At 34.7% G+C, this 24,428-nt stretch carries 19 protein-coding genes and 2 pseudogenes; 12 read left to right on the top strand and 9 right to left on the bottom strand.

Features of this window, described 5'->3' with window-relative positions; genetic code table 11:
* Positions 1 to 74 precede the first annotated feature (74 nt).
* The 8 genes and pseudogenes from SLH48_RS16295 to SLH48_RS16260 all read left to right on the top strand — a co-directional run.
* The gene (locus SLH48_RS16295) at positions 75 to 1,733 is read left to right on the top strand and encodes an extracellular solute-binding protein (RefSeq protein ID WP_320259007.1); all 1,659 of its coding nucleotides are present in this window, start codon (positions 75 to 77) and stop codon (positions 1,731 to 1,733) included.
* A gap of 621 nt (positions 1,734 to 2,354) precedes the next feature.
* Positions 2,355 to 4,184 carry a sensor histidine kinase gene (locus SLH48_RS16290; protein WP_320259006.1) on the top strand — a complete coding sequence of 610 codons (1,830 nt, stop codon included), beginning with the start codon at positions 2,355 to 2,357 and terminating at the stop codon, positions 4,182 to 4,184.
* Between the two features lie 21 nt (positions 4,185 to 4,205).
* Complete coding sequence (locus SLH48_RS16285; RefSeq protein ID WP_320259005.1) at positions 4,206 to 5,732, top strand: response regulator; 1,527 nt, start codon at positions 4,206 to 4,208, stop codon at positions 5,730 to 5,732.
* Between the two features lie 185 nt (positions 5,733 to 5,917).
* The gene (locus tag SLH48_RS16280; RefSeq protein WP_320259004.1) at positions 5,918 to 9,226 is read left to right on the top strand and encodes a cellobiose phosphorylase; all 3,309 of its coding nucleotides are present in this window, start codon (positions 5,918 to 5,920) and stop codon (positions 9,224 to 9,226) included.
* Positions 9,227 to 9,245: 19 nt separating this feature from the next.
* Positions 9,246 to 10,577: a glycoside hydrolase family 30 protein gene (locus SLH48_RS16275; protein ID WP_320259003.1), complete on the top strand. Its 1,332-nt coding sequence runs from the start codon at positions 9,246 to 9,248 to the stop codon at positions 10,575 to 10,577.
* A gap of 140 nt (positions 10,578 to 10,717) precedes the next feature.
* Complete coding sequence (locus SLH48_RS16270; protein WP_320259002.1) at positions 10,718 to 11,653, top strand: aldo/keto reductase; 936 nt, start codon at positions 10,718 to 10,720, stop codon at positions 11,651 to 11,653.
* A 475-nt stretch (positions 11,654 to 12,128) separates the two neighbouring features.
* Positions 12,129 to 12,952 (top strand): annotated as a pseudogene (locus SLH48_RS16265) (GNAT family N-acetyltransferase).
* A 301-nt stretch (positions 12,953 to 13,253) separates the two neighbouring features.
* A pseudogene (locus SLH48_RS16260) lies at positions 13,254 to 13,697 on the top strand (GNAT family N-acetyltransferase); the annotation flags it as partial.
* Positions 13,698 to 13,812: 115 nt separating this feature from the next.
* Here SLH48_RS16260 and SLH48_RS16255 read toward each other — a convergent pair.
* Positions 13,813 to 14,634 (bottom strand): Cof-type HAD-IIB family hydrolase, encoded by an 822-nt coding sequence (locus tag SLH48_RS16255; RefSeq protein WP_214480713.1) that lies wholly within the window; start codon positions 14,632 to 14,634, stop codon positions 13,813 to 13,815.
* Between the two features lie 396 nt (positions 14,635 to 15,030).
* Between SLH48_RS16255 and SLH48_RS16250 the strand changes: the two genes are divergently transcribed.
* A complete protein-coding gene (locus tag SLH48_RS16250; RefSeq protein ID WP_214480502.1) occupies positions 15,031 to 15,528 on the top strand; it encodes a DoxX family protein in 498 nt (165 codons plus the stop codon).
* A 116-nt stretch (positions 15,529 to 15,644) separates the two neighbouring features.
* Here the strand turns inward: SLH48_RS16250 and SLH48_RS16245 are convergent, their stop codons facing one another.
* From SLH48_RS16245 to SLH48_RS16235, 3 genes are all read right to left on the bottom strand, one after another.
* A complete protein-coding gene (locus SLH48_RS16245) occupies positions 15,645 to 15,836 on the bottom strand; it encodes a YfhD family protein (RefSeq protein ID WP_214480501.1) in 192 nt (63 codons plus the stop codon).
* A 274-nt stretch (positions 15,837 to 16,110) separates the two neighbouring features.
* The gene (locus tag SLH48_RS16240) at positions 16,111 to 16,242 is read right to left on the bottom strand and encodes a YfhE family protein (protein WP_214480500.1); all 132 of its coding nucleotides are present in this window, start codon (positions 16,240 to 16,242) and stop codon (positions 16,111 to 16,113) included.
* 133 nt (positions 16,243 to 16,375) lie between these two features.
* On the bottom strand, positions 16,376 to 17,284 hold the full coding sequence (locus SLH48_RS16235; RefSeq protein WP_320259001.1) for a TIGR01777 family oxidoreductase: 909 nt from the start codon (positions 17,282 to 17,284) through the stop codon (positions 16,376 to 16,378).
* A 91-nt stretch (positions 17,285 to 17,375) separates the two neighbouring features.
* On the opposite strand from SLH48_RS16235, the gene recX reads away from it, so the two are divergent.
* The gene (gene recX / locus SLH48_RS16230) at positions 17,376 to 18,203 is read left to right on the top strand and encodes a recombination regulator RecX (RefSeq protein WP_413785435.1); all 828 of its coding nucleotides are present in this window, start codon (positions 17,376 to 17,378) and stop codon (positions 18,201 to 18,203) included.
* Positions 18,204 to 18,498: 295 nt separating this feature from the next.
* Here the strand turns inward: recX and SLH48_RS16225 are convergent, their stop codons facing one another.
* Both SLH48_RS16225 and SLH48_RS16220 read right to left on the bottom strand, forming a co-directional pair.
* Positions 18,499 to 19,041 carry a hypothetical protein gene (locus tag SLH48_RS16225; protein ID WP_320258999.1) on the bottom strand — a complete coding sequence of 181 codons (543 nt, stop codon included), beginning with the start codon at positions 19,039 to 19,041 and terminating at the stop codon, positions 18,499 to 18,501.
* Between the two features lie 143 nt (positions 19,042 to 19,184).
* The gene (locus SLH48_RS16220) at positions 19,185 to 19,856 is read right to left on the bottom strand and encodes an SDR family NAD(P)-dependent oxidoreductase (protein ID WP_214480496.1); all 672 of its coding nucleotides are present in this window, start codon (positions 19,854 to 19,856) and stop codon (positions 19,185 to 19,187) included.
* 593 nt (positions 19,857 to 20,449) lie between these two features.
* Here SLH48_RS16220 and SLH48_RS16215 point away from each other — a divergent pair.
* Both SLH48_RS16215 and SLH48_RS16210 read left to right on the top strand, forming a co-directional pair.
* Complete coding sequence (locus SLH48_RS16215) at positions 20,450 to 22,114, top strand: L-lactate permease (protein WP_320258998.1); 1,665 nt, start codon at positions 20,450 to 20,452, stop codon at positions 22,112 to 22,114.
* Between the two features lie 280 nt (positions 22,115 to 22,394).
* On the top strand, positions 22,395 to 22,727 hold the full coding sequence (locus tag SLH48_RS16210) for a YfhH family protein (protein ID WP_320258997.1): 333 nt from the start codon (positions 22,395 to 22,397) through the stop codon (positions 22,725 to 22,727).
* Between the two features lie 43 nt (positions 22,728 to 22,770).
* On the opposite strand, the gene SLH48_RS16205 is transcribed toward SLH48_RS16210, so the two are convergent.
* The 3 genes from SLH48_RS16205 to SLH48_RS16195 all read right to left on the bottom strand — a co-directional run bounded on the left by SLH48_RS16205 (position 22,771) and on the right by SLH48_RS16195 (position 24,325).
* Positions 22,771 to 22,932, bottom strand: coding sequence for a YpzG family protein (locus SLH48_RS16205; RefSeq protein ID WP_320258996.1), 162 nt, complete (start codon positions 22,930 to 22,932; stop codon positions 22,771 to 22,773).
* A 37-nt stretch (positions 22,933 to 22,969) separates the two neighbouring features.
* Positions 22,970 to 23,134 (bottom strand): small, acid-soluble spore protein K, encoded by a 165-nt coding sequence (locus SLH48_RS16200; RefSeq protein WP_214480493.1) that lies wholly within the window; start codon positions 23,132 to 23,134, stop codon positions 22,970 to 22,972.
* Between the two features lie 213 nt (positions 23,135 to 23,347).
* Positions 23,348 to 24,325, bottom strand: a complete 978-nt coding sequence (locus SLH48_RS16195) for a metal-dependent hydrolase (protein WP_320258995.1) — start codon at positions 24,323 to 24,325, stop codon at positions 23,348 to 23,350.
* Between the last annotated feature and the right edge of the window lie 103 nt (positions 24,326 to 24,428).

The following is a 24,428-nucleotide window of genomic DNA, read 5'->3' as shown; positions in this document are numbered from 1 at the left end:
CTTTATGAAAGTATTTAACTAACGAGTATCATAAACAGATTCTAACTTATAAAAGGAAAAGAAAGGGGTTTATTATGAAAAGAGTATTTTCTTTAAAGGGCTTATCATTATTATTAGTGTTAGCACTATTTCTTTCCATTATTGCAGGATGTGGAAGTAAGGAAACAAATGAAACCGCTTCCCAGAAAGACGAAGGAGAAAAAACGACAAGAACTGCTGATGAACCTGCATGGCAGGCTGATACATCTCCTATAGAGTTTGATTGGTATGTAAACTTCTCATGGTTTGCTCATAAATGGGGAGAAGATGCTATCTCAAAATATGTAACAGATAAAACTGGAGTATCAATTAACTTCCTTGCGCCAGCAGGTAATGAAATTGAAAAAATGAATACGATGATTGCTTCTGGAAAAATACCTGACTTTATTACAATCGGTTGGTGGGAAGATGCAGTCAAGCAAATGATTGAGGGAGAATTAGTACATCCATTAAATGAGCTAGCTGACCAATACGATCCTTACTTCTTTAAAGTAGCAGATGGTGCGAAGCTTGAATGGTATAAACAAGAAGATGGAAACGTTTACGGCTATCCGAACGCATCATCTTCACCGAAAGACTTTGAAAAATATAGTGAGTTTAAATCATCAAACCAAACGTTCTTAGTTAGAAAAGATATGTATGAAGCAATTGGTAGCCCTGACATGAGCACTCCAGAAGGATTCTTAAATGCTCTTGAAGCAGCAAAAGAGGAATTCCCTGAAGTGAACGGCGCACCATTAATTCCACTAGGACTAAATGAGTTTACAGATGTCGGTAACTCTTCATTAGAAGGTTATTTACAAAATTTCTTAGCAATTCCTTGGGAAAAAGATGGAGAAGTATATGACCGTCGAACAGATGCTGAATACTTAGCTTGGTTAAAAACATTTAGAGAAGCAAGTGACAAAGGTTTACTATCTGACGATATCTTTATTGATAAACGCCCACAAATGGAAGAAAAAATTGCACAAGGTAGATACTTTGCAATGTTATATCAACGTAGTGATATGGCTGCACAACAGCAAGCATTATATGCTCAAGACCCTAACAGCGTATATATAGCTGTAGACGGACCAGCTAACTCAAACGGTGATGAGCCAACACTTGCTGGAGACAGTATCTCTGGATGGACAATAACGTTAATTTCTAAAGAAGTAGAAGATCCTGAGAGAGCGATTGCCTTCTTGAGCTATTTAATTAGTGAAGAAGGTCAAAAAGATACTTTCCTAGGTATAGAAGATGAAACATACGAAGTTGTTGACGGAAAACCTCAGTTCACAGCTGATGTTCAAGAGTTATTAGATACTGACCGTGCTAAATTTGATTTAGAAATTGGAGCGTCACATAAATATTGGATGCTTATGGATACAAACATGACCCTTCCTTGGATGCCACCAGCTGTAGCACCTTTCAAACAAATGGAAGATTGGACAAGAGGGAAAACAGTTAGCTTTGCTGAGTTTGATGGTATGAATCCAACAGGAACCTCAGAAGAAGGTGTAGCGGCTAATAAGATTGCACAAGAGTGGGGTAAAACATTACCAAAATTAATTCTTGCAGAATCTGATAAAGAATTTGATGAGATTTTTGACGAGTTCTTAAAGAAACGTGATGATTTAGGACAAGACAAAGTTGAAGCTTACCAACAAAAAATATATGAAGAAAATAAAGCGAAAATCGAAGCTTCAAAATAATAATACAAGAGTAAAAAAGCTGCTTGCGAAGGAATTATCCTTAGTAAGCAGTTTTTTTCTTGTAGACAGAATGGTGGTGAGTGACGGTTGCCTTTCGTTATACCATTTTGTGATTAAGCTCTTTGAAAACAAAAGGCTCTTTCCGAAAATGAAATAGAAGGTAAAGATGTCGTTTACTCAACAGGCATCGTTTTATAGAAGAAAAGATGCCACAATATCTAGTTGTTTACTTGTTAATTTTTATCGTAAGAAAAACAACACTCTATATTAAAACGGCTTATTTCTAAAGCAACAATTCATGCGTAGACGACGATTTAAGAATTATTCTACGAAGCAAGATTGTCATTTTCACTCGAAACTAAGAGTCAATTGATATGTTTTATTATTAGAAGGCGAGAGCTAGCTTTATAACTTTATTCTTTGTATCTACAAATCTTTTTTAAATTTGTTTAGCTATCTCCGATTATTGTTTGCTGAAATTTTACATGCGTATAGATGGAACAAAAGGTGGTATGAGCCGAAATTGAAGGTAGATTTTCATTTCTAATGAAGTTGTCACACTTTTTTATATTAAAATCTTATATAATATAAATAACTATCATTTTATGGGATGTGTAACAAATGAAAATGTTCAGGAAAATAGCATCCTATCGGTTAAATCAGCGTTCATTATCATTACAAACAAAATTAATTATACTCTATATAGTTATTATCATGGTACCAGTTATCACATTTACGCTATATTACACTGAACAAATCTCTAATAGTGCAATTAGAGATGTAACCAAAAAGCAAGAGCATTTACTAGAATTAGAGAAAATTAATATTATGAACCACATTGAAACGATGAGAAGAACAGCGCAAATTGTCATTTCAGATCGTGATTTTCTTGATTTTATAAAAAAAAACCATGATAGTAATACGACTGATTTACTTTATTTTAAGTCGAATGTGTTTTCAAATATTATTAAGTTGCAATTTAATAACCCTAATATTAATGATATTCGTATATATACAGCTAACCCTAATATTAAGGAAATGTGGCCAATTATATTTGATGAAAGTCGTATAAATAATAAGCCGTGGTTTGAGGAAGTAATGAATCGAAATGGCATAGAGCTTTGGTGGTTCGATAATGACAACGTTGACATTCTTAATCGCTCGCTCAACATTAGTGATGCGAAAATTTCTGTTTTAAGAGAATTGGAATACCCTAAAGGTGAGCACTTAGCGATTATTGAAATAAGTATGTTGCAAGAGAATTTTTTTCCGAAAATGTTTAGTAATGTGAACGAAAACGAGTCGGCAATTGTTGTATTTGATCAAAACTTGAATTTAGTTCATAATCCTTTTAATCAGTTTATTCAAGAAAATAACTTGAATATTATTGAATTGAGAGAGAAGTTCGTTGGAACTGATAGTCAGTTAACTTCATCCTTTCAATTTACGAATAATGAAAAACGATTTCTCGCAGTGTCGACATATATGGATGAGTTAAACAGCTACATGCTAAGTATTATATCTCTTGAAAGTATATATTCTGAAACAGCTAAAACGAGAAATCTAGTATTAAGTGGTATTATCCTTTTAGTAATTATTTTGTCTATTATCACGTATAAATTAATCTCTTATTTATTGAAAAATATGTATTTGCTTATAGATTCGATGAAAAAAGTTGAAAAGGGAAATTTTGAAGTGGATGTTACAGTAGATGAACGTAGTGAATTTGGAGAGCTTGCCAACCATTTTCGTAATATGCTAGGAAAAATTAATAGTTTAATTGCAGATGCAGTTAACAAACAAGCTATTACAAAAGAAGCGGAATTAAGGTCATTAAAAACTCAAATAGATGCGCATTTTCTCTATAATACGTTAGAAAATATTAAAATGATGTCTGAAATTGAGGGGAATTACGAAGTATCTGATGCTGTCACATCATTAGGTGATATTATGCGCTATAACTTAAAATGGAAGAACGATTTTGTAAGTCTAGGTGAAGAGCTAAGCCACATACAAAACTATGTTGATATTATGAACTTACGTCTAGACAATCGTCTTACATTAACACTGACGATCCCCCAAGAATTGAAAGAACATGAAGTGTTAAAAATGTCCTTACAACCTATCGTTGAAAATTCGATCAAGCACGGAATTTCACCGATCATATATAACAAACAAGGAATCATTGATATAAGAGCTTCGGTTGAAATGAAAAATATTTATATTGAAATAACGGACAATGGGATAGGTATGACGCAAGAAGAAGTTGCTGAGTTGCATGAGAAGATAAGTTTACCTTCATCTCGCATAGAAGAAACTGAAAATGGAAGCGGTATCGGCCTTAGAAATGTACATGAAAGAATTAAAATACATTATGGAAACGAATACGGGATGTCAATTCAAAGTGTGAAAGGGCAGCAGACAAAAGTAATGATTAAAATACCGTGTTAACTCATCTGGGAGGTAACTACAATGTATAAGTTATTAATAGTAGATGACGAAAAAAATATTAGATTAGGTATTCAAGCGATGATCAAAAGGGAATTCTCTAAACTCATCGATACGATGGTTGCTGCTGACGGAGTAGAAGCATTAGAATTGATTCGTGAAAATAGCATAGATATATTGATTACAGATATAAAAATGCCTCGAATGGATGGTATTGCACTCATAAAAGAGCTTCATACGAGTGAAGATAAGCCAATCCTATTTATTTTAAGTGGCTATGATGATTTTGAATATACGAAAGCAGCGATTAAATGTAAAGTTAGAGACTATTTACTAAAACCAGTAAATCGTCAAGAATTGTTTGAAGTTTTGCAACATACAATTGATGAACTAGCTACAAATCGCTTAGCTTCACATCAACATTTAGATGATTTTCGGACGAGTCAATTAAACTACATATTATTAAATCCAAATATACAAGAGGAACAAGTCCAGCAGATTTGTACAAAAATGAACATTAATGTTTTTCCGAATGGTTTTTACGTAGGTGTGATTGAACAGGATCGTATAATAAAAGGAGAAGACTTTCTTCAACATATAAGAAACCAAATTACAACATATCGTAAAAATGATGCTGATGATATTTTTTGTTTTTTAGATAAGGATGGACATACGGTAGTTATAACGGGAAATGAGAGTATATTTACTTTTATAAAAGATCAATTTAAGAAAGAAAAATATCCTTCATTTTCTATTGGTGTAAGTGAGAAGAGAGCAGAGATTAAGCAGTTGAAGAAGTCCTATATTGAAGCTTGCTATGCTGTGAAATATCAGTTTTTATTTCCTAAAAGGCAAGTCATTTTGTATAAAGAAATAAAAGATAGGAAAGAAAATATTGCGCCACCGATTGAAGCAATTAATAAAATATCGAATATGTTAGGGACAGAGAGAGAAAAAGAAATTAAAACACTTCTTTTTGCCGTTCTTGATTACGAAAAAATATCAAAATATGATATTAGTTACATGGAAACGATAGGTAAAAAGTTGAATACGCTTGTTTTCGAGAAATCTTTTGCAAAGCTTGGGGAAGAATCTATTGAGAATTTTCAGCTCGTTCACAAAGTTGCAGATATTTACAATTTTAACGATTTCCATCAGTATTTCCATGCGATTGAAGATTTGACGATGCGTTTACATGAATATATTAAACAAGTTAAATCTGTTTATTCCGAACAAAAGTATATGGATAAGGCACTTCAATATATTGAAGATAATTTTCATAAGGATTTAAATTTGGCGGTAGTATCGAATTATATCTCTTTAAATTATTCATATTTCAGTCATGTTTTTAAAGAATACACAGGCCTTAATTTTGTAGATTATTTAAAAAAGGTACGCATTCGCCGAGCAAAATTGCTCTTGGTAGATACTGGAGAAAAGGTTTATGAAATTAGTAAACAAGTAGGCTATAAAAACCCAAAACAATTTACACGAGTTTTCCGTGAAATTGAAGGCATATCACCAAAGGAATATCGTGAAAAAATAAAATAAGTAAATTAACTTTATAATATTCCTAAAAATCATTGTGTAAACAGTGATTAACTGAACAAAATAGTTCGTTATTTCTCTTAAATATTATAGGTTTATAGTCCTCCCTAAAATTTTGTAACCGAATACAAAATTATATATCTAAAGATGTGCTTATAGCAAAGGTAAAATAATGATGAGAAATAAAAATGAGGGTTGAAGGAAAAGGAAATTTTCCTACGATTGGTAGGTATGTGCAAAATAGAGGTCTACGATATTTTGCACTAGGACAAGTAATTTCAATAACATTAATTGAGGTGTTAATTATGGAAAAATACAAATTTGATAATGAAGGCTATTTTGTCATTCAAGATTACGATAACGCAAAAACTTTTTCAAGCTTCTTACCTGGGGTAGCAGGTCTTTACGGTGTTCCGATGTGGGCATTTTATGTAAATCGTGGACAAGCTATGGTGTCTTTTGGTGTTCAAGATAAAAACCATGCGATTACAGAATTTTTTCCGGCAAACCAAGCATACCAACGTGTATCAATGAATGGTTTTCGTACATTTATTAAGGTTAAAGGTGAAGCTGGTGAATCTATCATTGAGCCGTTCTCTTCCTACGGGGGTTCGAATGGTAAAGGTAGGAGCATGAAAATAAAAGAAAACGAATTAAAGATTGAAGAGATTGACGAAGTAAGTGGAATTAAAACGGTAGTCACATATTTCACGCTTCCAAATGAAAACTTTGGTGCATTAATTCGTAAAGTTGAGATAGAGAATATTTCTGACAAAGCAGTGCAAATGGAGGTTCTTGATGGCCTTCCAGCAATTATTCCATTTGGAATAGATGATGCAGCTTATAAAGCAGTTGGGAATACACTAAAAAGCTGGATGGATGTATTTAATCTCGAGAATAACATCCCATATTATCGTGTACGATCATCAACTAATGACACTGCAGAAGTTGAGGAAATTACAAAGGGGCATTTTTATTTAAGCTTTGTAAATGATGGTGAGCTGTTATCCCCTATTGTAGATGGAGATCTAATCTTCGGTCACAATAGTTCTATGTCATATCCTAATATGTTTGAGCAGTATACTGTTTCGCAATTAGTTGATAAGACTCCAATTACAAGCAACAAAGTGCCGTGTGGATTTTCTGCATTTGAGGCGTCGTTGCAACCGGGTGAAAACGTTGTCTTAAATACAATCATTGGTCATGTGAACGACATAGAAATTGTTAATAACAAAAAAGATGAGATTGTTACTTCCAAATTTATAACTTTAAAATATGAAGAAGCAAAAACGATCGTGAATGATATAACTGAAGATGTTACGACTAAAACTGCTCATCCGTTATTTGATGCATACAGTAAGCAAAGCTATTTAGATAATATTTTGCGCGGAGGGTATCCGATTACACTTGGAACTGATCAAAATCCATTTGTTTACTACGTGTACTCTCGTAAGCATGGAGATTTAGAACGAGACTATAACTTTTTCTCCCTTGCGCCAGAATTTTTCTCACAAGGAAATGGGAATTTTCGTGATGTAAATCAAAATAGAAGAAATGATGTGTTCTTCCATCCAGAGGTTGGAGATTACAATATTAAGCTATTTATGAGCCTTGTCCAAGCTGACGGTTACAACCCACTAGTAGTAAAAGGTGCAAGCTTTGAGCTAGTTGATAAGACTGATATGGAGTGGCTTAGCGAGTTGTTTTCTTCTCTAGAAGATAGTCAATTTATGAAGCAAAAGCTAAATAAGACGTTCACACCAGGAGATGTATTACAAACAATTGTAGATAAACAACTGTCTCTATCAACTTCTCTAGAGGACTTTTTAACGGTTATACTCTCTAAAAGTAAACAAAACATTGAAGCTGAATTTGGTGAAGGTTATTGGATGGATCACTGGACGTACAACCTTGATTTAATAGAAAATTATTTAAAAATATTCCCAGAAAATAAAGCTTCATTACTATTTAAAGACCAATCATATAAATATTTTTATAGCCCTGTGTTCGTCAAGCCAAGGTCTGAAAAGTACGTACTTGCGAACGATAAAGTTCGACAGTATGGAGCGATACTTGAAGAAGAGCAAGCCACAAGTGGAAATTGGTTAACAACGAAAAGTGGAGAAGAATATACAACAAACTTGTTTGTGAAATTATTTAATTTGAGCCTTGTGAAATTTGCTACATTAGATCCATACGGTATGGGAGTTGAGATGGAGGCTAACAAGCCAGGTTGGAATGATTCAATGAACGGCTTGCCAGGGCTTTTTGGATCTGGTATGAGTGAGACATTTGAATTGAAACGACTGCTTCAATTTGTGAAGGTTGCTGCTGCAACATCTGAAGAAAGCTCGATTTCACTTCCAGTTGAAGTGCATAAACTGTTTGAAAGCGTGAATAAGGCAATAAATGAGTCTATAACAAATTCTGTAGATGATTATCATTATTGGAATGCTGTTACATCTGCACGCGAACAGTATCGAGAAGCTATTCGCTCAGGCTTCAGTGGGGAAGAAGCAGCTGTTTCTTTAGCTACTATAGAGGAAATGGTCACGATTTATTTAACTAAAATACACAAGGGGATCACTAAAGCAAAAGAGCTTGGAAATGGTCTAGTACCAACATATTTCTACTTTGAGGCAGAACAATATGTTGAGAGAACGGCAGCTGATGGCTCATTAATTCTGAATGACAAAGGTCAAGAGCTAGTAGAAGTAACGTCATTTACGGTTCACACATTACCACATTTCTTAGAAGGTCCTGCAAGAGCATTAAAGAGTATGACAAAACAAGAAGCATCAGATACTTATACAAAAGTGAAGGCTTCTGACATGTTTGACCGTGACTTGAAAATGTACAAAACATCAAGCTCACTTGAAGATGAAACATTCGAAATTGGTCGTTCTAGAGCATTTACCCCTGGTTGGCTAGAACGTGAATCTATCTTTATGCATATGGAGTTCAAGTATATATTGAGTGCATTAAAAGCAGGTCTATATGATGAGTTTTTCGATGATTTAAGAACTGCCTTGCCACCATTTATGAATCCTGAGGTGTATGGAAGAAGTGTACTAGAGCATTCATCATTTATTGCTAGTAGTTGTAATCCAGATCCAACTATACACGGACAAGGATTTGTAGCGAGATTAAGTGGAACAACAGCTGAATATTTAACGATGTGGCAAATGATGATGACAGGTAAAACATTATTTACTGTCGAGGAAGGGCAACTAATGTTAACGCTGCAGCCTATACTTCCAGAATGGTTATTTGATGATAACAATCAAGTTGAATTTACTTTCTTAGGGAAGACAAAAGTTACTTATCATAACCCGAATCGCAAGGATACATTTGGTGAGAACGGTGCAAAAATAGCAAAATATGTGTTACACAGTGATAACTCTTCTGTCGAGGTACAAGGTGAGAAGGTGGAAGAGCAATATGCAATGCAAATCCGTGAAGGAAATGTTAACAAAATAGACGTACATTTAAACTAAATCTTGAGGTGTAAAAACTATGCAAATGAAAGTCATACAAACTGCAAAGAACAGTAACGAGCGTTTTGAAGATAAAGGAACAGTAGAGCTTTTAGCTGGTCAACCGAAGTCTAATAATGTCCTAACGATCGATAAGAGTACACAATATCAAAAAATCATTGGATTTGGAGGAGCCTTTACAGAGGCCGCTGCTTATACATTGTCCCAAATTCCAGAAGAAGAACGTAGGAGCATCATTGAAAGCTATTTTCACCCTGAGAAGGGTTTAGGGTACTCACTTGGAAGAACACATATCCATAGTTGTGATTTTGCACTTGAGAACTATACGTATGTAGAAGAAAATGATAAAGAACTGACAACATTTTCAATTGATCGTGAACATAAATATGTTCTTCCATTAATAAAGGATGCCATTGGTTTGAGAGGTGAAGAGTTGACAATACTATCTTCACCTTGGAGTCCACCAGCGTGGATGAAAACAAATAATGACATGAACCATGGGGGCAAGTTAAAAGAAGAATACTACAAAACATGGGCTCTTTATTACACAAAATACATTAAAGCAATGGAAGAAGAAGGTATTAACATTTGGGGTATTACTGTCCAAAATGAACCAGAAGCTACTCAGGTTTGGGACTCATGTCGTTATACTGCTGAGGAAGAAAGAGATTTTGTTAAAAATTATCTAGGACCTACAATGGAAGAAGAAGGCCTAGGGCACAAAAAGATTATTATTTGGGATCATAATCGGGATATTGCATATGAACGTGCAAAAACAATTCTCTCAGATTCTGATGCTGCAAATTATATTTGGGGAACAGGCATCCATTGGTATGTCTCTGAGGAATTTGAAAACTTATCAAAAATTCATGCTGATTTTCCTGATAAGCATCTTATTTTTACAGAAGGATGTATCGAAGGTGGCGTACAGCTTGGTGCATGGCATACAGGGGAACGTTATGCTCGAAACATGATTGGTGATTTTAATAATTGGCTTGAGGGCTGGCTTGACTGGAATATCGTGCTAAATGAACAAGGTGGGCCAAATCATGTAGGTAACTATTGTGATGCACCTATTATCGTTAATACAAAAACAGGTGAAGTCCATTATAATAGCTCATATTATTATATTGGTCATTTCAGTAAATACGTTAAGCCAAATGCAACAAGAATTGGACATGAATTAAATAATGATTCACTACAAACAGTTGCATTTCAAAATGAAGACGGTTCAATTGCAGTAGTTATGATGAACGCTACTGACAAAGATGAAAGAATTAGTATTTTATTAGATGGTAAACATTCAGAGCTAGTATTACCAGAGCATTCAATTACTACAGTACTTATATAAACAACTGGGGCTATCATATAGAGTTAATAATAAAACGGGAGAAAGTAACTATACGTGAAATAATAGTACTTTCACCCGTTTTTCTTGTTATATTCGACAAACCTTCGAACAAGAGCCTAATAGAATGAAAGGTGATTAATATGAACTATAGAGAGCTAGGGAAGACAGGAATACAAGTATCAGAGGTAGGCTTCGGTGCATGGCAATTAGGCAACAAACAAGATTGGGGGAAAATGAGTGAAGAGTATGCGGTTCAACTAATTCATGAAGCAATTAGTCAAGGTTGTAATTTTTTTGATACAGCTCCTAACTATGGGTTAGGGAAAAGCGAAGAGTTACTCGGCAAAGCGTTGGAGGGCAAGCGAGATCAAGTAATTATTAATACTAAATTTGGTCATCATCCTAATAATGTTCAAGATTTTGATGTGAGTTTATTAAGACAATCTCTTGAAGCTAGCTTAAAGCGTTTAAATACTGATTATGTCGATTCGATCTTATTGCATAATCCTCCATTTGAATTTCTAAATGGAAATAGTCCGCATTATGAATTGCTAGAACGTTTAAAAGAAGAAGGAAAAATCCGTGCATATGGTGCATCGGTTGATTCCAGCCGTGAATTATTTGAATTACTAGAAACAACAAACAGCCAAGTGATTGAAGTCATGTATAACATCTTCCATCAGGAGCCCGCAAAAGCATTCCAACTAGCAAAAGACAAAGGTGTTGGTCTTATTATTAAAGTCCCACTAGATTCTGGTTGGCTTTCTGGCAAATATAATGCACATAGTACATTTGAAGGTGTACGCAGCCGTTGGTCGAAAGAACAAATTGAAACAAGAGCAAACTTATTGACGCAGTTATCATTTTTAACAGCTGATGGAGCAACTATGGCACAGGCTGCCTTACGTTTTATTCTAGCTAGGTCTGAAGTATCAACCGTAATCCCTGGGTGTAAAAATATTGAGCAATTGACAGAAAACGTATCAGCAACTGAGATGGTATTGTCGGATGAGGATGTAAAACAAATCCGACACCTTTGGGAGAAAGAACTTAAAGATGAGCCGTTACCTTGGTAATTTTATTGTTAGGTTTTTTAGCTAAAGCTGTTTTCGAATAGATTTTTTGTTATCGTACTAAGAAATAAATACGAATACACAAAGCATTCGTGGTAACTTTTCTCTTTTAAAACGTTACATTAGTCTAATTAGCAACAAATTTTATGAAAGAGCCTTACTTAATGACCCTAACCTTTATAGGCAGGGTCATTTTAATTTGTTAGGGCAGAGTCGCCACCAGTTGCCTGATGTATTGTTTTTTAACTAGAATAGGGAAACCTTGATTAGATAATACTTAGAAAATGTTTTAAGTGAAGGCGTTTCTCGTAAATTTTGTTATTGAGAAAGAAAAGATGCAAAGAATGGTAGTTATATTCGAGTTTATCTCGTATTACGAAAAGCAACAATTATAGCGAGGTAAAAAACAATTATACTAATTTCTTATATATTTTCATTTTATTGATGCAGATATAATTGTAAGACAGGAGGAGACACTATGATTACTGAATTAGATAAGGTTGATTTTATTAAATGTAAATCGTTAGTTAGTGAACAAGGACAGGTAGAGGCTTCAGCAATTATTGAAGGAAATAATCCAGGCATATTTGTAGATAATACCATATCTCCTTCATCTGGGGTTATTTAGTTAGGGAACAATGATGGATTTATCTTTTTTGGAAACCCCCATAATGAAGAATTTAATTTGAATTTAAATAAATTTATAGATACTAAGATTTTACCAGATGCAGTTGGATTAGGATTGGATTACTTTGAAGCAATGGCCACTCATTCTGGCTGGAATAAGACACTAGAAAATGTATTTAAACAAAGAGAATTGATGAGCTGGAATTAAAAAGTATATAAGCTGAGAAAGGACCACTTCAAACCAAAGCATGAACCATCTGTCGATCAAGATTATGTGACAATGAAAGTGACAAAATCAGAAGCCCCTATAAAAAACATTGAGTTTTTACGAGCTAAAATCTTGGAGTTTTGGGAAACACTAACTGATTTTTTAATAAGGGAATTGGTTATTGTATTGTTCATCAAAATAAAATTGTAAGTTTATGTATATCAGGATTTGTAGGTCATAACGTTCATGGCATAGCTATTGAAACACTAACTGCGTATCAAGGAAAAAAGCTTGGGCAAAAAGTAGCACATCAATTTGTTTATCATTGTCTTAAAAATAGTATCGTGCCTTATTGGGATTGCATGGAAATGAATAAACCTTCAATTGCTGTAGCAGAAAGTGTGGGCTTTACATTAAAGTGTGATTATATCGGTTACGAATTTTTATTAGTTAAAAAATTGAAATGAAAGAAGGAAAGAGTAGGTATGATAGAATGTGTAATTACAAAAATTTCACCAACCTAGAGACGGCAAGACTGTGTTCAAGACAAGTAGACGAAAAAGATGTAGCGATTGTATATAAGCTATTTAGTTAGGCTCTTTTCGTAAGAAAGTTATTATTTATACAAAACTACAACAACAAAAAGGTTTTCTGAAATTGTCACCGTTTTATAGAAGAAAAGATGCCCCAATCGTTATTAATATTCGTGTTTAGTTCTTTTTACGAAAAGGAACAACTAATGCGTAAGTAGCCTCTAGTAACGAAGAAGTATGTAAATATCTATATGATGAAGAATTGTATACGAGTATGGATGATGCAAAAGAGTTTATAAGAGATTATAGTCATGCTGAGGCAAAAGGTCGAAATAGATGGTGTATCGTTAGAAAAGAAGATAATCAACAATTAGGTACATGTGGATTCCATTGCTGGGACCGTTATAATCATATTGCGGAAATTGGCTATGATTTATGGCTTGATTATTGGGGGCAAGGATATATGAAGGAAGCCTTGACTACTACGATTGATAGTGCCTTTGACAATATGAATCTAATTAGAATTAATGCATTTGTAGCGATAGAGAATGATCAATCTAAATATTTACTAAAATCTTTAGGATTCCAAAATGAAGGAATCTATCGTGAAAAACACTTATATCGTGGGAAGAACTATGATCATTACTCATATTCACTATTAAAAAGAGAGTGGGTGTGAACACTACACTGCTCATTAACTTGCAACCTATGTCACTTCGCCATATCATCTAAAGAAATGAACCCTCCAGTGAAATGGCGAAGAATAGGGTGTATACACTCTGATTGTTCGTATTCTATACGAGTGAAACTTTATTGATAACATATTCCTCTACAACCTGTGCTACACCATCATTCATATTTGTATCGGTAACAAGGTCTGCTTTTGCTTTGATGTCATCAGGAGCATTACCCATGGCTACGCCAAGACCAGCAAATTCAATCATCGTAAGGTCATTATAGCTATCACCAAATGAGATCACTTCTTCTTGCTTTATTCCGAGCTGCTTAATGAGGAAATCTAAACTGGCTCCTTTTGTAACACCTAAAGATGTAAATTCTAAGAAAAAAGGTTTTGATCGCAGGACACATAATTCCCCAGCTAGCTCAGCTTGTAGCTTGTTCTCTACTTCTATTAACCTTTCAGGCTCTGCTAACATTAATGTTTTCACGACAGAATCACTGACTGCCTCTTTGAAACTGCTTACTTGTTGCACTGGTAATCCTGTTAACTGACTTTCGATGGTGGAAAATTTATTTGGTGTTTCTGTCACAATTGAATCTCCCACATACGTTAAGATTGCAACTTCTTCCCGCGCACTTAAATCGTACAAACGGTGAGCCGTTTCTGGTGAAAGTACATTGCTATATAATTCTTCTTTTGTATGGCAATCAATGATTTTTGCTCCATTATATGACAGAATATAACTTCTGAATTTTTCTAGCTGAAGCTCTGATGCAATTGGAAGCATTCCAAATGTTGGACGTCCAGAAGCAAGAACGACTTTCACGCCAATTTCTTGTGCCATCATTAATGCATTTTTTGTGCGGGGGGATATAGTTTGATCATCTCTGAGCAAGGTATCGTCTAAATCAAGTACAATCATTTTATATTGAATAGTCATCTTGGTAGTTCCTTTCTTGTTTGCTTGAACTCTATTATACTACTACAAATAAACACTGATTAGAAATGAAAAAAATAGTACATTTTTATAGTAATGAAAATGTATTAAAAGCAATATAATGTATTAGCGTATACACTTAAGTTTCCTAGGATCTTATACTTGTGAAGTTGTACATAATGAAAAATATATTACAAATTGAGTGATGTTATGAAGAAACTGTGAAATGATGTTACATTATATTGTAGATATAATGATAATGGTATATATTAGAAATGAGGAAGATAGAATAATAAACTTTCTCTTTTTCAAGAGTATGGGTTTAATCGTATATTGAGTGGTTTAGTAAGATTATATGTGAAAACATTCACAAACTAAAGGAGTTGAATAATGATGTCTTGGATAAAGGGTCCTAAAATGGCGGTTTTATGGACATTACTTAGAATTTGGTTAGGGGTACAATGGATACAAGCAGGTTGGGAGAAAGTTACAGGTGAATTTGATGCGTCTGGTTATCTGCAAGGTGCTATCGGTAAAGCTTCAGGAGATCATCCAGCTGTACAAGGGTGGTATGCAACATTTTTAGAAAATGTGGCGGTTCCTAATGTAGGGTTATTTAACTTTTTAGTAGCTTGGGGGGAACTATTAGTTGGTATAGGCCTAATCTTAGGTGCTGCAACTATTCCAGCATTAATTGCAGGAGCATTTATGAACCTAAATTTTTTATTAGCTGGAACAACTAGTACAAATCCGATTCTATATACTGTAGCATTTATATTATTAGGCGTAGGGACAGCAAGCTATTATTGGGGTGTCGATCGGTTTGTAATTAATTACGTTAGAAACCGACAAGGAAAAGAGAACATTAATTTTAAGCAATTACCTAAATAGTCGTGTAAAAGGTCTGAACCTTTAATTTATACACATCGTGTAAAGTGAAGTTCAGACCTTTAGTTTGATATTATTAAAGTAAACTAACCCAAGCTGGGAGTTATAGCATTTAGCACTTAACCTTTTTGTCTAGCTTTACTTTGTCTTATGCCTGCTGCATCTGCACGGGCTTGAGCTTCTAAATCCTCTTGATCAGCCAGCTCCCGTGAAAATTCCTCGTTAATCCCATCAAACTTCAAATTTCTAGGGACTTGTGGAAGACCTGCCTTGTTTTTATCTCTCGAATTTTGTCCACGACTTCTACCCATAATACGATCACTCCTGTTAATTATTTTAAGAACTAAACTTTTTAATTTAACTGTAAAGCTGTTTCGATGTGTTGACCTTGTTGCTGTTAACAATTAAATCCGTATACATGCAGTATTCATAACGACTTTTCTTTATTAACAATAACAGTCTTTAAAAACTCTAAAAAACACTACAAAAGATTCTTTAACAAACATTAATAGGGTGAACAGATTTAGGTAAAATATGCATGATAAAGCTACAGTTTTTTGTCAAGGCTGTTTTTCAGAGTCATTGTTAATGATGGGCTTGTTTACTTGTGAATCCACCAGCTTGATCAGCCATTTTAAAATCTCTAGCATAAGAAACTTCTTGTGCATTACTTAATGTGCTTTTTGTCTTATCGCGTCTTTTTTTTCTGTCTACCATCATTCAACCCCCTTTTTCAGGTAAGTATTTTTAGTGTCACCATACATATGATTATCAATGCATAAATCATTGAATCCTTTTTCATATGAGTATCTCTTTGTTAGGTTAAATCATGCAAGGTGATGGTAAGTAGTTATTTCACTAGCAATGCTGACAACGCATCCTCTAAATGCTGATAACGAAATGTAAACCCTTCTGCTGTAAGGACATCTGGCAAAACTTTTTGTCCTTCTACAATAAGCATACTCATTTCTCCGAGAAGTAGCTTAAGGGCGATAGCTGGCGCAGGGAGCCAATGAGGTTTTCTCAAAGCTTCTCCAATTTTAATGCCAAACTCTTTCATCGTTTCAGGGTTAGGTGCAGTAATATTAACTGGCCCGTGCACGTTTTTATTACTAATAACGTAAGCGATAGCCTGACATACATCATCGATATGAACCCAAGATAGCCATTGCTTTCCTGAACCCACAGTCCCTCCGATAAACAGCCTGTATGGAGTCGTCATCTTAGGTAATGCACCTTCACTTTTTCCGAGGATAATTCCGAACCGAGCAAATACTGTTCGGACATTATATGACTGTAAATCATTAGCCGAGTTTTCCCATGCTGAAACTGTCTTTGCTAGGAAATCAGTTCCGATGTTTTCATCCTGTTCTGTAAAAGTAAGATCTTCAGATGTACCGTAGATACCGATTCCACTTGCATTTACTAAGATATCAGGTTTTATTTCTAAATTTGCAATGATTCTAATTATTTCATTCGTGGCTTCGAGTCGACTATTAACAATTCTTTTTTTACGTTTTTCAGTCCACCGACCACTATTAAGAGACTCACCCGCTAAGTTTATAAAAGCAGTCATTCCGTTCAACTGACTCTCAGGGTTACTATCATCATTAAGCCATGTCACGTAGTGTATAAGTGGATTATTATGAATTAAATTTTTCTTTCTAGTTAAAATGAAGCATTCATGTCCTTGATCAACAAAATATTGCGTAATTGCTTTACCAACAAACCCTGTACCACCAGCAATTGCTATTTTCACTCCGCTCACTCCTAACCATTAAGTACCATTTTCTTCATTATAAATCGTATACTCCTTTTAACACTAATTTTTTGCTAAAATTAAAGGAGGGGTGATAAGTTTGGCTTTTATAACAAAAATAGTTACGCAAAAGAAGAACTCGGAGCGATATAATGTTTATCTCGATCGAGGCAAAGGTGAAGAATATGCATTTAGCGTCGATCAAGATGTTCTTATAAAATATAATCTTACAAAAGGCAAAGAAATTGATGAGCTAGATGTTGGAGAAATTCAGTTTGCAGATGAAGTGAAAAAAGCTCATAATGTTGCATTAAGATATTTGTCATATCGAATAAGGTCGATTAAAGAAATTGATGATTATTTGAAAAAAAATGAAGTCCCAGAGCAGATCATTCAAGAGGTCGTACATAAGTTACAAGAAGCTAATTATGTAGATGATGAGCAATTTGCGTTGGCTTACGTACAAACACAAATTAAAACGTCTATAAAAGGTCCTGATAAAATAAAAAGAGAATTGAAAGAAAAAGGAATTTCGGCAAAGTATGCAGAAAAAGCAATGAATACGTATACTACTGAGTTGCAAATTCAACACGCAATGAAACATGCCGAGAAAATATCTAAACAAAGCGCTAAGCTTTCAATACTAAACATAAAACAAAAAATTGAACAAACTTTAGTTCGAAAAGGTTTTTCTTGGAATATTATACAAATTGCAATTGAAGAGATTTCACAAATTTCTGGCCAAGAAGAAAATAATGAATTGGAGGCGTTACAGCATCAAGCTAACAAGATAAACAACCGTCTGAAGAAATATACCGGATGGGAATATGAGCAAAAGTTGAAGCAAGCACTGTACCGCAAAGGATTTTCTATTGAGTTAATTGAGGAATTTATTCAAAAGAATAAGCCCTTTGAGTAATAGGTATAAGACTAGAAGACAAAAAGCGTCATTAAGTGACTTTTATTACGTGTCGGGGATGAACAATCTGCTCTGCATTTCTGGTTGTCCAGCTTCCAGCACCTATCTACTCCAGGTCACTTCACCATTTCATCTGAAGGCAAAATACGCCTCCTAGCCTCTTAAGTCGTTTCAGCTATTCAACAGAAGACAAAAAGCGTCTTCAGTCGAATAGCTTCCAACGCTTTTCGAGTCTCAACAATCAGCTCTGTATTTCAGGTTGTCCAGCTCCAGCACCTATCCCCTCGAGGTCACTTCACCATTTCAAGGCAAAAAACGCAATCATAGACTTTGACTCCAATGCTAATCGCATATTTGACTCGTAAATACAGTAAATTGACCCGTATAACTGAATAATTGACCCATAAATACAGTGAATTGACCCATATAACTGAGTAATTGACCCGTAAATACAGTGAATTGACCCATATAACTGAGTAATTGACCCGTATACAGTGAATTGCCTCGAATAACTGAATAATTGGCCCGAAAATACGATGAATTGACCCATATAACTGAATAATTGACCCGTAAATACGATGATTTGACCCGTATAACTGAGTAATTGACCCGTAAATACAGTGATTTGACCCAAATTGATTTGGCCCGTAAATACAGTGTATTGACCCATATAACTGAATAATTGACCCGTAAATACGATGATTTGACCCTTATAACTGAATAATTGACCCGTAAATACAGTGAATTGACCCATATAACTGAATAATTGACCCGTAAATACGATGATTTGACCCGTATAACTGAGTAATTGACCCGTAAATACGGTGAATTGACCCATATAACTGAGTAATTGACCTGTAAATACAGTGAATTGCCCCGTATAACTGAATAATTGACCCGAATTATGGACGATGAAATTCCACTGCTACCAAAAGCCGGGGCTAGTGTTAGGTAAGAATTGAGTTCGCCTTGCTTTCCTCATCACTCTATAATAATTTCTGGACGACCGTCGTCTAGTTCAATGATTTTTTGTGCAACTTCTGAAGGTGACCGAAGGCGATTTTTATCCTTAATATGGTCGGATTCTTCCCAAAATGGTGTGTCCATACCACCCATATATACAGCTGTCAATGATACAGAAGTATGTTCTAATTCTTTAATTAAACTCTCAGTAAAACCTCTAACAGCGAACTTACTAGCTACATAAGCAGATTCGTTCACTTTTCCTCGCAAACCGGCGGTGGATATAATGTTCATAACTTTGGCTTTTGGTAATGATAATAGATAAGGTAGGCATGCCTTTGTTAAGTTGATAGTTCCAGTTACATTTGTTTCAATCATATCATTAATATTTGAATATGTTAGGTCTGTTAAGCTACCGAAGTAACCTATGCCAGCGTTGTTAATTAGCGTTGACACATTATATTCCTTTAATAGGTTAGGAATTTGTAATTCGATTTCATTACCATTGCGTATATCCATTTTGTATACAAAGGCACGTCCGCCAGCTTCATTGATCATAGATTGAACTTTGTAAAGCTTATCTAGTGATCGGCCAGTTAAGACAATATTCTTTCCACTTTGACTGTATTGGACGGCAAGTTCTTGCCCTAAGCCGGAACCAGCTCCAGTAATTAAGATTGTTTCTGTCATGTTGAATTCTCCTTATGCGTTTATAAATCGTTATGGTTCAAAATTTTATTGATATTTTACCACAACTATGCTTAAACTAATAAATATTGTGAAAATATCCTTTGAATGAAAATTATTTTATGAATTCTTTAAGAATACTTTTTATCAAGAAAACGCTTTACATAAACTATAATCAAATACGTTCACAAATAAGCCATAAAAGATTGTGAAATGCAGCACATAGTTCGAGTATAATGATCTGTGTGTTTAGATTAGATGATCTAATTTTGTAGTTATTACTTCAGGCAGTTACTGCCGTCTTATTTAAAATGAATAAGCACTGTCCCATTTGCTTTACACTTTTATGACAAACGTTACGATTTGTTACTTTTGCCTACAGAGAATGTAGGCTTGTTTAAGTATTGTTTAGAAGTATGTACTTTTCTAAATGGCTCTTTTCGTAAACTTAACCTTTACAAATAGAACCGTAAAGAAGTAGTTATATATGGACGACATGATTTAAAGAACAGTGTACTTTTTTTCTTTTCGTAGTACTAAAACCGACAATCGATGAGGAAACAGCTTTCTTAATAAATGAAAAAGGTGATATCGATATGAATTTTTTAGAAATTATTACGGCTTCATCCCCTATATTAGCAGTTTTTATTTTCTTAGTCATTTTAAGGTTACCAGCAACAAAGGCTATGCCGATTAGTTTAGTTCTAACAGGCATTATGGCGTTACTCTTTTGGAAGATGCCTTTTGTTCAAGTTGCAGCTGCGACAATTGAAGGTTGGATTATAACCATTTCAATTTTGTGGATTGTATTCGGTGCAATTTTATTGCTTAATACGTTAACAAATAGTGGTGCAATGGATTCAATTCGTAATGGATTTTTAGGAATTACACAAGACAGACGTGTACAAGTCATTATTATAGCATGGTTATTTGGTTCGTTTATTGAAGGAGCTGCTGGCTTTGGAACGCCTGCTGCCATTGGGGCACCTTTACTAGTTGCATTAGGTTTTCCTCCTTTAGCCGCAGTTGTTTTAGCACTCATTGCAGATAGTAGTGCTGTATCGTTTGGTGCAGTTGGTACACCAGTGATTGTTGGAGTCAATCAAGGTCTTCAGCAAGGTTCCTCAGTTGCACCTCAAGTGGTCGAATCACTTGGTACTGATTCATTAGGAGTATATTTACAAAATGTTGCTAAACAAGCTATTTCAATGGACATTCTTATTGGGACATTTATTCCTTTAATACTCGTTGTCATTTTAACGCGCTTTTTCGGTGAAAACCGTTCTTGGAAGGAAGGCTTACAAGTGTGGAAATTTGCTTTGTTTGCAGGGTTAAGCTTTACTGTGCCCGCCTTTATCGTCGCCACCTTCCTTGGGCCAGAGTTCCCATCAATTATCGGTGGACTTGTTGGTCTAGCTATCGTTATACCTGCCGCTAAAAAAGGTTTCCTTTTACCAACAAAGCATTGGGACTTTGGTGATAATGAACAGCAACATGAAATTAATGAACATATAAAGACAGAAGATGAAGGTAAACAATCACTTTCTATACTAATGGCATGGATTCCTTATTTGTTAGTAGCGTTGTTACTCGTTCTTACACGTATTGATGTGCTGCCATTTAAAGATATGCTCCGTTCAGTAAAGGTTGGTATGGGTAATATTCTTGGCACAAACATAAGTAATTCATTCGAGCCGTTATATTTACCAGGAACTGTTTTTCTCGTAGTCGTATTAATAACGGTGTTTCTTCACCGTATGTCAGCAACAGCAGTTAAACAATCCTTTGTTACTTCAGCAAAAACGCTAGTAGGAAGTGCGATCGCACTAGGTACAGCTTTGCCTATGGTTCGGATTTTCATAAACTCGGGAGAAAATAGTGCGGATTTATTAAGTATGCCAATGGAGTTAGCTCTAATGGTTTCAAATGCTGTTGGTAATGCTTGGCCTCTTGTTGCACCAATTATTGGGGCACTAGGTTCATTTATATCAGGTAGTGCTACGTTTAGTAATATGATGTTCTCGTTATTCCAATTTAGTGTTGCTGATCAAATTGGTGTAAGTAATCAATTAGTATTGTCACAACAAGTATTAGGGGCAAATGCGGGTAACATGGTTTGTGTACTGAATGTAGTTGCTGCTGCATCTGTTGTAGGGCTCTTAGGTAAAGAGGGCCAAATTATCCGTTTTACGATTATTCCGATGTTATTTTATGCCATAACAGCAGGTATCATAGGTTTAATTATTTCATTTATTGTTTAAATCATGCTTTGTATCTTAATAAAAATGCATTATACTATTAATAGATTATTATCACATTGATTGTTGTAATTTTATACAAAGGAGTAACACTATTGGCTCCTTTTTTCCTTTTATAAGATGACAATCGCATAGCTATTTCTATCTAATAACAATAGCAATAAAATTTGTATCAAAGTCATTAATAAATATGAATATGGATAGATAGGTAATCAGGTGGGGGAGCTACTTCACCTGATTATTATTTCCCATTCATTAATACGATAACGGAGTGTAGCTATACATGGTTGAGAAACGTTTTAGTGAAATGTCTGAGTTTGAACTTAAGAGTGAGATTGGATCCCTTTTGGAAAAAGCACGTAAAGCGGAACAACTTGGCATGGTTAATGAATTTGCTGTACTAGAGCGAAAAGCTGTTATAGCAAAGGCTTACTTATTAAATCCTGAAGATTTTCTACCTGGTGAAGTATATGAATTAGAAGGCGATGTAGGGGTTCATTTTGTAGTGAAATATTTAAATGGTATATTCGTTTGGGGGAATCGAACTGGTCAAGAAGATATTGAGGAAGGTATTCCGATTTCAATGCTAGGGAAAAAAGTGAAGGATACAAAGTAAGAGAGGGTATACCCCTCTCTTGTTTTGTCTTCACATAAAATTATTAACTGCGCTTTCTCGTTTGATTTTCTAATATGATTAAGTTTTGTGCTTGCTGTGTTTCACCATTCACTTGAGCGTAAGCATGTTTAGGGTTAGCACCTGGCTGTTGATACGGGTTAGAATAACGGTTATCAAAAAAACGTTTTTTAGTATGCTTAGCCACTATCACACCTCCAAGGTTAAGGTAAAGTAATGCTTATTCAATAAGAGTTTTGCCTTTGACCTGAAGCCCTCATTCTTTCCTGAGGGTGAGTATTAATCGTTCCATTTGCTCGTTTAGATGCATACTCAGCTTTCGCACGTGGTTCTCCTTCGAACTTTTGGTTGTTTTGATTTGGAAATCCTGTCGTTTTATTTCTTACCAAATCTCTCCGCCTCCTAAGTGTAGATGTGTTCAGGAACACATTATTAGTATGAGGAGATACATGGGGTATATGTATGTGTAGAAATGGGAATTTGCGGATAAACAAATAATAGACGGTTATCTTTTTTCTACTAATTCCTACAACAGCTTGGGGAAGGGTCAGATGTGGCAACTTTTTTGAAAGTGTGTAGTCTGACCCTTATAGAAGTCTAGCTTAGTATGTCATCATGTTTAATTTTTTTCTAAGCTTTTGATCACTAAATACCCATCCTGTATATGAGCTTATTATATTTAAGTCTAAATCAAGCTGAACAACTGCGACGAATGGGTAATGTCCTTTGCTACGATATCGTAAATCAATAAATTTCACTTCATAATAATCATCAAATTCATTGATTACCCAACGATAAATGGGCGAGAATGATAAAAATGCTGATAAGTTTTCATCTTTTTTAGCAGCATCAATGATCGGTGAATCAGGAACAGGTTGCTTTTCATATTTATCATGTAAAATAATATCATCATCCATAGCTCTTGCTACATAAAAGTTATTTTTTGTAGCTATAGCCAAATGCCATTGATTAAATTTAAAGGTAGGAGATATGGTTATACTTTCGACATCTTTATGATGTTTTAAAATTGATTTAGTAATTTGTCGCTGTTTAACTAGTCGTATCACATAGTAGATAGCAATTATCATATACATTGTCAAAAAAGTATAACCTGGATATGCACCTAGCTTCCATACAAAAATACCAAGAATATGCATAATGAAAATAAAAGGGTCGAAGGTATTTATTACGCCTAGAGCAACCCATTTTTTTGTAAAAGGTCGCAGAGCTTGTGTCCCATAAGCATTAAAAATGTCGACAAAAACATGGAGGATTACAGCTAGAAATGTCCAAATCCATATATGTAGCACATTCCCACTAGGAAATATAAAATATAAAACGAAAGTGATTAACAAAGGCCATAGTAATACCGCAGGAATAGAATGTGTAATACCTCGGTGATTTCGAATGTATTTTGCATTGTTAAATTTCAATATTGTATCTAGATCTGGTGCAAGTGAGCCAACAATAGCTCCTATCATGATGCCTTGTGCAGTTATTGAATCAGCTCCTGCTATCGGATCAAGAGTTGCTAAACCACCGATAGCAATTCCCATAACTATATGTGTTCCAGTATCCAATCTTGATCCTCCTTAATGGAATATTATATGGCATTTGAGCGTTTTTGGAGAACAGAAGAACATATCAATACAAACATATTGGGTTTTGCTCTATTCTTATTTA

The organism is Cytobacillus sp. IB215316 (assembly GCF_033963865.1).
Lineage (GTDB): Bacteria > Bacillota > Bacilli > Bacillales > SM2101 > Nanhaiella > Nanhaiella sioensis.
Note: the sequence above shows the minus strand (reverse complement) of the source record. Positions and strands in the feature narration are given on the sequence as shown.

Excerpts from the sequence above, each read along its gene's own strand:
- SLH48_RS16295 (WP_320259007.1), top strand. The coding sequence starts at position 75 with ATGAAAAGAGTATTTTCTTTAAAGGGCTTATCATTATTATTAGTGTTA.
- SLH48_RS16290 (WP_320259006.1), top strand. The coding sequence starts at position 2,355 with ATGAAAATGTTCAGGAAAATAGCATCCTATCGGTTAAATCAGCGTTCA.
- SLH48_RS16285 (WP_320259005.1), top strand. The coding sequence starts at position 4,206 with ATGTATAAGTTATTAATAGTAGATGACGAAAAAAATATTAGATTAGGT.
- SLH48_RS16280 (WP_320259004.1), top strand. The coding sequence starts at position 5,918 with ATGAGGGTTGAAGGAAAAGGAAATTTTCCTACGATTGGTAGGTATGTG.
- SLH48_RS16275 (WP_320259003.1), top strand. The coding sequence starts at position 9,246 with ATGCAAATGAAAGTCATACAAACTGCAAAGAACAGTAACGAGCGTTTT.
- SLH48_RS16270 (WP_320259002.1), top strand. The coding sequence starts at position 10,718 with ATGAACTATAGAGAGCTAGGGAAGACAGGAATACAAGTATCAGAGGTA.
- SLH48_RS16250 (WP_214480502.1), top strand. The coding sequence starts at position 15,031 with ATGTCTTGGATAAAGGGTCCTAAAATGGCGGTTTTATGGACATTACTT.
- SLH48_RS16245 (WP_214480501.1), bottom strand. The coding sequence starts at position 15,836 with ATGGGTAGAAGTCGTGGACAAAATTCGAGAGATAAAAACAAGGCAGGT.
- SLH48_RS16240 (WP_214480500.1), bottom strand. The coding sequence starts at position 16,242 with ATGGTAGACAGAAAAAAAAGACGCGATAAGACAAAAAGCACATTAAGT.
- SLH48_RS16225 (WP_320258999.1), bottom strand. The coding sequence starts at position 19,041 with ATGGGTCAATTCACCGTATTTACGGGTCAATTACTCAGTTATACGGGT.
- SLH48_RS16220 (WP_214480496.1), bottom strand. The coding sequence starts at position 19,856 with ATGACAGAAACAATCTTAATTACTGGAGCTGGTTCCGGCTTAGGGCAA.
- SLH48_RS16215 (WP_320258998.1), top strand. The coding sequence starts at position 20,450 with ATGAATTTTTTAGAAATTATTACGGCTTCATCCCCTATATTAGCAGTT.
- SLH48_RS16210 (WP_320258997.1), top strand. The coding sequence starts at position 22,395 with ATGGTTGAGAAACGTTTTAGTGAAATGTCTGAGTTTGAACTTAAGAGT.